This is a genomic window from Streptomyces sp. KR55, from assembly GCF_052245645.1.
In the GTDB taxonomy this organism is placed as follows: Bacteria; Actinomycetota; Actinomycetes; order Streptomycetales; family Streptomycetaceae; genus Streptomyces; species Streptomyces flavusporus.
On the sequence record NZ_JBQQCE010000337.1, the window covers coordinates 1 to 11,018 of the forward strand.

Here is an 11,018-nt window from a genome sequence, read left to right on the forward strand (position 1 = left end):
GTCGAGCAGCGTCCAGCCGCCCGCCTCGACGGCCTCGCGCAGCGCCAGCGCGGTGCGGGCGGCGCGGCCCTCCGGGCCGATCGCGGACAGCTCCGGCACACGCGCGTGTGCGGGCGGTTCGGCGCCCGGGTCCAGCTTCTCGTGCGCCAGCCGCAGCAGCTCCGCGCCACCGTCCGCCTTGACCCGGCTCTCGAACGCGTTGCCGCGCGTGAAGGCGAACTGGGACTGCCCGAACACGGACGGCGAGCCCAGCGCACCGGCCAGCGCCGCCTTGTTCACCCCGGCGCCGTCGAGGATGGCGCGCCGCTTGCAGCCGGGATTGGCGGCCAGGGCCGCGAGGGCGCGCGCGTCGAGTGCCTTGGCCGGTACGTCGGGACCGCGCAGCTCAGCGAGCTGCTGCCGGAGCGCCGCCCCCTGTGTCCGCGGGGGAGGCACCCGGCTCGGCTCCCGGTCCGAGCCGTGACTCGCGCTGCCGTGGAATTCGCTCACCCGCCGAAGTCTGGCATCCGCCACTGACATTCGAGGCACGTGCGGCACGAGAGCCCGGTGTGGAGGAGGCGGAACCCGCGACCGGCGAAGCGGCACCCGCCGAGGTGGCGACGCGCGCCACCAGCCGCGTCCGGACCCGGTTCGCGCAGCGCATCACATACGGCGCCAGCAGCAGCCCGGCACCCATGACGGCCGCACCCGCGACCGCGTCGAGGAAGTAGTGGTTCGCGGTGCCCATCACCACGATCGTCGTCACCAGCGGATACAGCACGCCCGCCACCTTCGTGAGGCGCGTCCCGCCGTACCGCCACAGGATCACCCCGCACCACAGTGCCCAGCCCACGTGCAGGCTCGGCATGGCGGCGTACTGGTTCGTCATGCTGCCGAGCCCCCGCGGCGCGCTCGCCTCGCCGGCCCACCAGCCGTACGAGCTGTACTGGGCCATCGTGTCCACGAAGCCGTACCCGGCCGACAGCAGCCGGGGCGGGCAGGTCGGCATCAGCGTGAAGCCGATCAGGCCGATGAACGTCGAGGTCATCAGCCAGGTGCGGGCCGCGCGGTAGTGCTTGGTGCGGGATCTGAACAGCCAGATCAGCAGGGCGGGGGTGACCAGGTAGTGCAGCGACGCGTACCAGAAGTCGGCCGGTATGCCGAGCCAGGCCTCGCGCGTGAAGAGGCGGTTGAGAGGGTGCTCGGCGTTGATGTGCAGGACCTTCTCGATGCGCAGGATCGCCAGGCCGTGGTCGACGGCGGTGGAGACATCGCCCCGGGCTAGGAGCCGGCCCGCCGAGTAGCAGGCGTACACCAGGAGGATCAGCGGCAGTTCGGTCAACCAGCGGAGCCGGGGTCGCGGGGCTGCCTCGATGCCCGGTGTCACGGCCTGCATCCGATCGCCCTCCCCCTTCTCGTCGCGCGGCGCCCCGGCCGTCGGACCGGTCGTACACCATAGGGCGTACGGGTGGGCGCCTCGAGGGGGCGCGCCTCCCGGCCCTGATAGACGCGGAGATCGCCCCCCGGGTTGCCCCCGGACAGCGTGCGCGATGATGGAGGGGTTCCGCCTCCGATTTCTCCGTTCTCCCGGGAAGGTCTCGTCCTCTCATGGCACCGCGCATCCTGCTGGCCCGGCACGGACAGACGCAGTGGTCGCTGTCCGGCAAGCACACCGGCAGGACCGACGTCCCCCTGCTCGACGAGGGGCGGCGCGGCGCGAAGCTGCTGGGCGAGCGACTGCACCAGGCGCCGTACGACGGGCTCCCCGGGGTCGAGGTCCGCACCAGTCCGCTGGCACGCGCGCGTGAGACCTGCGAACTCGCCGGTTTCGGCGCACGCGCGCGTACCTGGGACACGCTCATGGAGTGGGACTACGGCGCCTACGAGGGCATGACCCCGGCCGACATCCAGGCCGCCCGCCCCGGCTGGCTGATCTGGCGCGACGGTGTGCCCGAGGGCGAGACCCTGGCCGAGGTGACCGCCCGCGCGGACGAGGTCGTCACCTGGGCGCGCTCACAGGACCGCGACGTCCTGCTCTTCGCCCACGGCCACATCCTCCGCTCGATCGCCGCCCGCTGGCTGAGCCTCCCCCTCGACTTCGCAGCCCGCATCCGCCTGAACCCAACGTCACTGTCGATACTGAGCTGGGCATACGGCGAGCCGGCAATCGAAACCTGGAACGACTACGGCCATCTGGCGTAGCTGCGGGTACCCGTCCCGCCGTAGCTGCGGGCAGTCGTGCCTCCCCCAGTGCCTTAAAGGCCTGGGGGGACCTCCAGGGCGGCACGGGTGGGCGATGGGGGTCCCCCGCTCGAGCGAAGCCGAGAGTGGGGGAGGCACCCCGCAAGCGCCGGGCAGCGCGACCCATCCCCACCCCAGCGACAACGCCGGGAACCCCCCGAACCCCGCTCAGCCCAGACGCCCCCTCACACCGACCGCGGCAACGAAGCATGCCGCTCCAAGAAATCCCCCACCCCCGAAGCCCGCCGATGCGGCAGCAACACCCGCGCCGTCCCCGCCAACATCGCCTGAATCCGCGACGACTGAACCTCGTCCAGCAGATCCAGCACCCGCATCCCCGCAACAGCCGCCTCATCCGGCCGCCCCCCGCGCGCGAGATCATCCGCAAGCTCCGCCGTGTACAACGCGATGTTCCGGCTGAAGTGCGGATCCTGCAGATGCGCCGCCCGCCGCGCATGCCGCGCCGCCCGCGGCCAGTCGCCCAGCGTCGACCAGCACTGCGCCTCCAGAGCCTCCAGTTCGGCCTCGCCGTAGAAGCTCATCCACTCGGGGTCGGCGTCCGAGGCGCCCCGCTCGTAGAGGGCATGCGCGCGGGTGAGCGCCTGTGCGCAGCCGGTGCGGTCGGCGAGCCCGGCCCAGCCGCCCGCCTCGCGCAGCGCGAGCAGCGACATCAGCCGGGCGGATCCCAGAGGGCGCGCGATGCGCTGCGCAGCCTGCGCCGCGCGCACCGCCTCGCGGGGGCGCCCGGCGTCCCGCGCGAGGAACGCCGTGTTGCAGAAGGCGTGCGCCTCCAGTCCCGGGTCTCCGGTCATCCGGGCGGTCGCGAGCGCCTCCGCGTAGTGCGAACGCGCGTCGTCGAACCGTCCCGAGTCGTGCGCCAGCCAGCCCACGGAGATCGCCAGTTCACCGGCGCCCGAGTGCAACCGGTCGGCGGTCGCCTGCCGCGTGGCGCCGGCGTCCAGCAGCGCGTACGCGGCGCGTAGCGGTGCCGCCGCTCGCCGGTAGAGGCCGTCGGCGCCGTGCCGGTCGTCGAGCAGCCGGATCCTGCGGACGGCCTCTTCGAGGGCGCCCACTTCGCTCGTCCCGACGCGGCGCACGGGGCGCTCCGCGGCCGACGCGTCGAAGGCGAGCCCCAAGGGGCCCAGCGAGGCGGCGGCAACCGTGGCGCCACCGCCGGTCATGAATGCGCGACGCAGCACGTCGCTCTCCTCGTAGTTGATGTGCGTGTCGTACGGGTCCTGCGTGTCATACGGCTCATGGGCCCCGCGCGCCTCAGTGGTGGTGGGTGCGGGGCTCGGGGTGGGCATGGGGGGCGGGTCGGCGGCGGTGCGCGCCCCGCGTCCGCGTACGGATGCGCGGGGCGCGAACCCCAGGTCGGTGAGCGTGCGTCCGGGGAACATGTGCAGGAACACCCGCTCGTAGGCGTAGTTGGGGCAGCGGATCTCGCCCGCCTCCACCCGGCCGATGTAGCGCGCGTCACAGCTGACCTGCTCGCCGATCTCCCGGGCGGCCCGACGGACCGCCGCGGCGAACTCGGCGGGCGAGCGCTTGCCGCGCAGACGCCGGAAGGCGAGGTTCGGCCGCGGTGGCCGGTTGGGCTGGGACGAGGTCACCGTTGACGACGCAATGGCCGGGTCCTCTAGTGCGGACCGTCGAACCATGCCGGATCCGGGTCGAGTTAAATCGAGTGGTCACTGTGGTGCCCTGATTTCCGGCGGGCAAGAACGTACCTGCTGTGACGGGTCCGGCACGCACTGTTTAGCTACAAACCGGATATCTCATACGCGATCTGCCATGAACTGCCATCCTTTGCGGCACACTTCCGCCGTAGCCGTTGACGCCGCCACGGCGTTGAACCCTGCGGACCGGGAGCCGCCCGACTCCCGACCTGCTCGCCCAAGGAGGGGTTCCGTGGTGGAGGCCGGGATGGAGACCAGCCGGAGCATCGATCCTCGTACGCCGCTGCCCGCATGCGATCTTGTGACGGTACCCGCCCGGCAGGGGCTGGAAGCGGTCGACATTCTCCGGCGCGGCGAGGCCGAGGCGGTCGGGCCCGTTCTGCACGACGACGGCGGCGACACCCTCGGCTTCGTGGTGCCGGCGGGGACGGCGGCGGCGTGGGACGTCCCGGGCAGTACGTGTACGCAGACCAACGGGCGCGGTCTGAGTCTGGCCCCCGAGCCGCCGGCCGACGAGGCGGAGGCCGCCGGTTCGGAGTGGCTGCTGCCCCCGGACGAGGCGGAACTGGCGACGGATCCGGCGGTGCTGCGGCGGGCGCTGGGAGAGGCGGCGCGGATGATCGAGGCGGCGGACAGCTGCCGCTGACGTGCGCCGGCCGACCGGGCGGGCGCAGCCGCTCGCGGCTTGCGAAAATGGCCGAATGGGAAAGTCCAGGAAGGCCCGCCGAGCGCAGGCCGCCATCGAAGCCGTCGCCGAGGCCGTCGATGGGGGACTTGCTCAGCTGATCCCCGACCGGGACCGGGCGCGGGCCTGGACGCTGCTGATCGACGGGGCGCCGCAGTCGCACGTCGATCTCGACGATCCGGCGTATCTGTCCTTCGAGTACCAGCGGCGCCTCGGCCATGTCGTCGACCTCGCCGCCCCGCCCGGCAAACCCCTTCAGGCCGTGCACCTCGGAGGTGGCGCCCTCACCCTCGCCCGCTACGTGGCCGCCACCCGCCCCCGCTCCACCCAGCAGGTCGTCGAGCGGGACGCGCCCCTTGTCCAACTGGTCCGCCGTGAGCTGCCATTGGCGCCGAACGCCCGCATCCGGGTGCGGTCCACGGACGCCCGCGAAGGCCTCGGCAAGGTGCCGGACGGCTGGGCCGACCTCGTGGTCGCCGATGTGTTCAGCGGGGCCCGTACGCCCGCCCATCTGACCTCGACGGAGTTCCTCGACGAGGTGCGCAGGGCGCTCAGGCCCGGCGGGCTGTACGCCGCCAATCTCGCCGACGGCCCGCCCCTCGCCCACCTGCGCGGCCAGATAGCCACCGCGGCCGCCCGCTTCGCCGAACTCGCGCTGGTCGCCGACCCGGCCGTACTGCGCGGCAAGCGCTTCGGCAACGCGGTCCTCGTCGCCTCCGACCACCCGCTCCCGCTCACCGAACTGACCCGCCGCGCCGCCTCCGACCCGCACCCCGGCCGGGTCGAGCACGGTCGCACACTCACCGACTTCACGGGCGGCGCCGCCCCGGTCACGGACGCGGCAGCGGTCGCGTCACCCGCACCACCGGCGTCGGTGTTCCGCTGAGCCAACAGCGCTAGTAGGTGCCGATGTCCACTCGAGGTGGACCGTCGTGCCAGGTGCAGAACACCGACACCCGCTCGGCGCCCGCGCTGAACTCCACCCGGATCCACGTCTCCGTCTTCCACACCTGCATCGACCAGCCGGTGTCCGGGGTGGCCGACACCAGCGTCGCGGAGGTCTCGCCGAGATCGAAGACGACCCGGCCGCCTTCGGTGGCGTAGCTCTTGACCTCTCCCGAGGTGGAGGCGGCGGCCGTGGGGGTGGGGCTCGCGTCCCCGGTGGTCGGGGTGGCGGACGGGGTCGGGGCCGGCTTGCGGGTGGCCGACGGGGTCGCGCTCGGCGAAGGCTTCGGCCGGTGTGTGCTCGCCGACGTGGACCGCGGCTCGGGCGCGGTCGGGTCGGCCGCGGTGACCGGGAGGGCGCGCGGTGGGTCGTACGCCGTGTCCGCCATCACCGTGTGGACACCCCACCACGACAGCGTGGTCGCCGCGCCCGTGGCGAGCGACCAGGCCAGTACGTGTACGACTCCTCTGAGCATCGCGGGCCATACTGCCGCACGCGGGTCACGGGCGTCCCACGAGTCACGGGCGGCGTGGAGTTTTCCACAAGCGGGAGTTGTCCACAGGCCCCGGACCGCTCTCTCCCGCATGGCGTACGGTGCGGCGCATGGCAAGTGTGCTCGTGGTCGAGGACGACCAGTTCGTACGCTCGGCGCTCATCCGGCAGCTGACCGACGCCTCGCACACCGTGCGCAGCGTCGGTACGGCACTGGAGGCGCTGCGCGAGGTCGCCCATTTCCAGTTCGACCTGGTCATCCTGGACCTCGGTCTGCCCGATCTGGACGGGTCCGAGGCGTTGAAGATGCTGCGCGGCATCACGGACGTACCGGTGATCATCGCCACTGCACGGGACGACGAGACGGAGATAGTCCGGCTGCTGAACGCCGGCGCGGACGACTATCTGACCAAGCCGTTCTCCGTCGAGCACCTGTCCGCCCGGATCGCCGCCGTGCTGCGCCGCTCCCGCGCCGCCGCCGGCGAGGCCCCGCCCTCACCGGTGCTGCGGGTCGGCGGACTGACGGTGGATCCGCTGCGCCGCCAGGCCGAGCTGGACGGCGTACGACTGGACCTCGCCCGGCGCGAGTTCGACCTGCTGGCCTTCCTGGCCGGGCGGCCCGGTGTCGTCGTGCCGCGCCGGGAGCTGCTCGCCGAGGTGTGGCAGCAGTCGTACGGCGACGACCAGACCATCGACGTCCATCTGTCCTGGCTGCGCCGCAAGCTGGGCGAGACGGCGGCGCGGCCGCGCTATCTGCACACCCTGCGGGGCGTCGGCGTGAAGCTGGAGCCGCCGGGAGCGGAGGCGCAGCCATGAGGTGGGCCCTGGTCAAGGTCTCCCTCGCCGTCACCGCCATGGTCGTGGTCGCCTTCGCGGTGCCGCTCGGGCTGGTCATCAAGGAGATGGCCCGTGACCGCGCCTTCTCCAACGCCGAGCGGGACGCCGCGGAGATCGCCCCCGCGCTGTCCATCACCACCGACCGCGCTCAGCTCGAACGGGTCGTCGCCTCCGCGGGCTCCGACGCCGGGATGGCCGTGCACATACCGGGCGGCGACGGAACGGACGCCGTGGAGATCGGGCGGCAGCGCGCCGCCGACGCGGACGTGGCGGCCACCCGGAAGACGGGGCGTGCCTCCACCGCCGAGGTGCCCGACGGCTCGGCCCTGCTCCAGCCGGTCGCGTTGAGCTCCGGTCAGATCGCCGTCGTCGAGGTGTTCATCCCCGACGCCGCGGTCGCCAAGGGCGTGGGCACGGCCTGGGCGGTGCTGACCGGGGTCGGTCTCGCGCTGATCGTCGGCTCGGTCGCGGTCGCCGACCGGCTGGGCGCACGGATGGTGCAGCCGGCGCAACGCCTGGCCGAGGGCGCGCACGAGCTGGGGGAGGGCAAGCTGGGCGCCCGGGTGCCCGAGGCGGGGCCGAGGGAACTGCGGCTGGCGGCCGTGGCGTTCAACTCGATGGCCGACCAGGTCATTCAACTGCTCGCCAACGAGCGCGAGCTGGCGGCCGACCTGTCCCACCGCCTGCGGACCCCGCTGACCGTGCTTCGGCTGAACGCGGCCTCCCTCGGCGACGGGCCCGCCGCCGAGCAGACGAGGGCCGCGGTGGCCCAACTGGAGCGGGAGGTCGACACCATCATCCGGACCGCCCGCGATGCCAAACCGCAGACCGCGGCGGCCGGTCCGGGCGCCGGATGCGACGCGGCCGAGGTCGTGCGGGAGCGCATGGAGTTCTGGTCGGCGCTGGCCGAGGACGAGGGCCGCAAGGTGCGCATGGCCGGCGTCGACCGGCCGGTGCGGATAGCCGTGGCCCGCGCCGACCTGGCCGCCGCGCTCGACGCGCTGCTCGGCAACGTCTTCCGGCACACCCCGGAGGGCACCGCCTTCGCGGTCGACGTGCACAACGGCGAGGACGCGGTGATCGTGCTCGTGTCCGACGCGGGGCCCGGCATACCCGACCCCGAGGCGGCGATGGCGCGCGGCCGGGGCTCCGGCAGTGACGGCTCGACCGGACTCGGGCTGGACATCGTGCGCCGGCTCGCGGAGTCGACCGGCGGCGACGTACGCATCGGGTCGTCGGTGCTCGGCGGCACGGAGGTGCGGATCTGGATCCAGCTGGACGGGCGCGAGCGGGCGCCCCTCCGGCGCGGTCACCGGGGATCCGTGAGACGCCGCCGGCCGGGCAGATCACTCTCCGCCTGAGCGCTCCGCTGGAAGTCCGTACGCCACCCGCGGGCGCGTCGTGGCCGGTCGCGCCCACGGTGGGGATCCCCCCGCTCATGGGGTCCCCCCCCGCGCGAGCGAAGCCGAGCGTGGGGGAGCAGCAGAGAGTGGGGGAGGAGCCGCATGTAGATGGAGCCCCGCGCCCCTTCAGGGCGCGACGCCCCCACAGCGTCGCGCCCCGCCCCCCGTCTAGGCCTCCTTGGTAGGAGGCAGCACCCCCGTCCGCGCCGCCTGGGCATACCACCGTGCGCTCGACTTCGGCGTCCGCTCCAGCGTCGCGTAGTCGACGTACACCGCGCCGAAGCGCTTGCCGTAGCCGTACGCCCACTCGAAGTTGTCCATCAGGGACCACAGGTAGTAGCCGCGCACGTCCGCGCCGTCCGTGATCGCGCGGCGGACCTCCGACAGGTGGCCGTGCAGATACGCGATGCGCTCCGGGTCGTGGACGCGACCCTCGGGGTCGGGCTTGTCGTCGTATGCCGCGCCGTTCTCGGTGATGTACAGGGGCAGGCCCGGTGCCTCTCGTGTGTAGCGCATGATCAGCTCGTGCAGGCCGGTCGGGTCGATGGTCCAGCCCATCTCCGTGCGCTCACCCGGAGACTGATGGAACATCACGTCGTCCGCGCCCGGCCACGGCGAGTGCTCGCTCGCCCCGTGGCCGTCCGCGCGCGGGCCGGTCACCTCCGTGTCCCCCGCCGAGACAAGCGTCGGCGTGTAGTAGTTGAGGCCCAGCGCGTCGAGCGGCTGGTTGATCGCGGCCAGGTCGCCGTCCTGTACGTGCGACCAGTCGGTCACCAGCTCCGTCGCCGCGAACAGCGTCTCCGGGTACGCGCCGTGCAGGATCGGGCCGTGGAAGACACCGTTGGCCAGGTCGTCGATCCGCCGGACCGCCGCCAGGTCCGCCGGGCCCTGCGAAAACGGCCGTACCACCGAGGAGTTGAGGCTGATCGCCACCGAGTTGCGGGCCGGCATCACCGAGCGCAGGGCCGAAGCGCCCAGTCCGTGCGCCAGGTTCAGATGATGGGCGGCGCGCAGCGAGGCTGCCGGTTCCGTACGGCCCGGCGCGTGCACCCCGGAGCTGTAGCCGAGGAAAGCGCTGCACCAGGGCTCGTTCAACGTGATCCACTGCTCCACCCGGTCGCCCAGCGCCTCGCCGACGATCTGTGCGTACTCGGCGAACCGGTACGCCGTGTCGCGCTCCGGCCAGCCGCCCGCGTCCTCCAGCTCCTGCGGCAGGTCCCAGTGGTAGAGGGTGACCGCCGGCTTGATGCCATGGGCCAGCAGCTCGTCCACCAGACGGCGGTAGAAGTCCAGGCCCACCTGCACCGCCGGGCCCCGGCCCGTCGGCTGCACCCGTGACCAGGAGATCGAGAACCGGTACGCGGTCAGGCCGAGCTCGGCCATCAGTGCCACATCGTCGCGGAAGCGGTGGTAGTGGTCGACAGCGATGTCACCGTGCTCGCCGCCCGCGGTCTTGCCCGGCGTATGGCTGAAGGTGTCCCAGATCGAGGGCGTACGGCCGTCCTCCCGCACCGCCCCCTCGATCTGGTACGCGGAGGTCGCGGCGCCCCAGAGGAAGGCGGGAGGAAAGGTCACCGGGGTCGCCGGCGTTGCGGGCTCAGGCATGGAAGCGCTCCCATTGGAGGTCGTGGAGACCGACGGGTAGATGGGGGGAAGGAAGGGGCCGAGGCGGCGGTGACCCGGCCCCCGGGAAAGCAGGAGGTCAGCCCTTGACCGCGCCCTGCATGATGCCGCCGACGATCTGCTTGCCGAAGACCGCGAAGACCACCAGCAGGGGCAGCGTGCCGAGCAGCGCGCCCGCCATGATCAGGGACTGGTCGGGCGTGTAGCCGCGGCCCAGACCCGCGACCGCGACCTGCACGGTCGGGTTGCCGTTCTGGGTCAGGACCAGGAACGGCCACAGGAAGTCGTTCCACGTCTGCACGAACATCAGCATGCCGAGCACGGCCATCGCGGGGCGTGCCGCCGGGAACACGATGTGCCAGATCACCCGCCAGCTGCTCGCGCCGTCCACCCGGGCCGCCTCGATCAGTTCGTCCGGCAGCGCCTGGATCAGGTATTGCCGCATGAAGAACACGCCGAACGCGCTGACCAGCGAGGGCAGGATCACCGCCTGCAGCTGGTCGGACCAGTCGAGCTCGGCGACCATCATGTACAGCGGGATCACGCTCAGCTGCGGCGGCACCATCATCGTGCCGATCACGATCAGCATCATGGCGTTGCGGCCCTTGAAGCGCAGCTTGGCGAAGGCGAACCCGGCGATCGTGGACAGGATGACGATGGTGATCGCCGAAACCCCCGCCACGAACGTGGTGTTGATGAATGCCTCGCCCAAGTTGGCGTCGGTCCAGGCGATTTCGAGCTTGTCGAACAGGCCGGAGCCGAACCAGAACGGCGGCGGGTTCTGTGCCAGCCGCTGGTTGTCGCGCGAGGCGGCGATCGCCGTCCACACCAGCGGGAACAGCGAGCCGATGGTGAACAGGGCGAGGATGAGGTACGCGATCGGCCCGGCGTGCAGGGTGCCGCCGGCACGGGCGGCTTTGGGACGCCGTATGCGCCCCGGCTTCTGTTCCGGCGGGGTCGGCGGAGTCAGTGTCGTCGTCACGGCCGGTTCTCCTAACTACTGGCGCGCAGCCGGCGCGAGATGACGTAGTTGATGATCCCGAACACGCCGAACGCGCTGACCAGCGAGGGCAGGATCACCGCCTGCAGCTGGTCGGACCAGTCGAGCTCGGCGACCATCATGTACAGCGGGA

The 11,018-nt window shown here is 72.4% G+C and carries 10 protein-coding genes and 1 pseudogene; 5 read left to right on the forward strand and 6 right to left on the reverse strand.

The features are described from left to right. Both ACTWQJ_RS36230 and ACTWQJ_RS36235 read right to left on the reverse strand, forming a co-directional pair. A pseudogene (locus ACTWQJ_RS36230) lies at nucleotides 1–435 on the reverse strand (hypothetical protein); the annotation flags it as partial. After that, entirely contained in the window at nucleotides 386–1,375 is a 990-nt protein-coding gene (locus ACTWQJ_RS36235) for a phosphatase PAP2 family protein (RefSeq protein WP_443310700.1), read from the reverse strand. The gene ACTWQJ_RS36235 and the pseudogene ACTWQJ_RS36230, both read right to left, overlap by 50 nt. A gap of 212 nt (nucleotides 1,376–1,587) precedes the next feature. On the opposite strand from ACTWQJ_RS36235, the gene ACTWQJ_RS36240 reads away from it, so the two are divergent. Beyond that, nucleotides 1,588–2,181 carry a histidine phosphatase family protein gene (locus ACTWQJ_RS36240; RefSeq protein WP_443310701.1) on the forward strand — a complete coding sequence of 198 codons (594 nt, stop codon included), beginning with the start codon at nucleotides 1,588–1,590 and terminating at the stop codon, nucleotides 2,179–2,181. Nucleotides 2,182–2,405: 224 nt separating this feature from the next. Here ACTWQJ_RS36240 and ACTWQJ_RS36245 read toward each other — a convergent pair whose 3' ends face one another. Beyond that, nucleotides 2,406–3,848, reverse strand: coding sequence for a hypothetical protein (locus tag ACTWQJ_RS36245; protein WP_443310709.1), 1,443 nt, complete (start codon nucleotides 3,846–3,848; stop codon nucleotides 2,406–2,408). 298 nt (nucleotides 3,849–4,146) lie between these two features. Here ACTWQJ_RS36245 and ACTWQJ_RS36250 point away from each other — a divergent pair, with 298 nt between their 5' ends. Then, complete coding sequence (locus ACTWQJ_RS36250; protein ID WP_443310710.1) at nucleotides 4,147–4,545, forward strand: hypothetical protein; 399 nt, start codon at nucleotides 4,147–4,149, stop codon at nucleotides 4,543–4,545. 55 nt (nucleotides 4,546–4,600) lie between these two features. Then, entirely contained in the window at nucleotides 4,601–5,470 is an 870-nt protein-coding gene (locus tag ACTWQJ_RS36255; protein ID WP_443310702.1) for a spermidine synthase, read from the forward strand. Between the two features lie 10 nt (nucleotides 5,471–5,480). Here the strand turns inward: ACTWQJ_RS36255 and ACTWQJ_RS36260 are convergent, their stop codons facing one another. Then, nucleotides 5,481–6,005, reverse strand: a complete 525-nt coding sequence (locus ACTWQJ_RS36260; protein WP_443310704.1) for a hypothetical protein — start codon at nucleotides 6,003–6,005, stop codon at nucleotides 5,481–5,483. Nucleotides 6,006–6,133: 128 nt separating this feature from the next. Here ACTWQJ_RS36260 and ACTWQJ_RS36265 point away from each other — a divergent pair, with 128 nt between their 5' ends. Together ACTWQJ_RS36265 and ACTWQJ_RS36270 are read left to right on the forward strand one after the other, a co-directional pair. After that, a complete protein-coding gene (locus ACTWQJ_RS36265) occupies nucleotides 6,134–6,838 on the forward strand; it encodes a response regulator transcription factor (protein WP_443310705.1) in 705 nt (234 codons plus the stop codon). Then, the gene (locus tag ACTWQJ_RS36270; RefSeq protein ID WP_443310706.1) at nucleotides 6,835–8,220 is read left to right on the forward strand and encodes a sensor histidine kinase; all 1,386 of its coding nucleotides are present in this window, start codon (nucleotides 6,835–6,837) and stop codon (nucleotides 8,218–8,220) included. The genes ACTWQJ_RS36265 and ACTWQJ_RS36270 overlap by 4 nt, the downstream gene beginning before the upstream one ends. Nucleotides 8,221–8,430: 210 nt before the next feature. Here the strand turns inward: ACTWQJ_RS36270 and ACTWQJ_RS36275 are convergent, their stop codons facing one another. After that, nucleotides 8,431–9,867 carry a GH1 family beta-glucosidase gene (locus tag ACTWQJ_RS36275; protein ID WP_443310707.1) on the reverse strand — a complete coding sequence of 479 codons (1,437 nt, stop codon included), beginning with the start codon at nucleotides 9,865–9,867 and terminating at the stop codon, nucleotides 8,431–8,433. A 97-nt stretch (nucleotides 9,868–9,964) separates the two neighbouring features. Beyond that, complete coding sequence (locus ACTWQJ_RS36280; RefSeq protein ID WP_443310708.1) at nucleotides 9,965–10,867, reverse strand: carbohydrate ABC transporter permease; 903 nt, start codon at nucleotides 10,865–10,867, stop codon at nucleotides 9,965–9,967. Nucleotides 10,868–11,018: the final 151 nt, after the last annotated feature.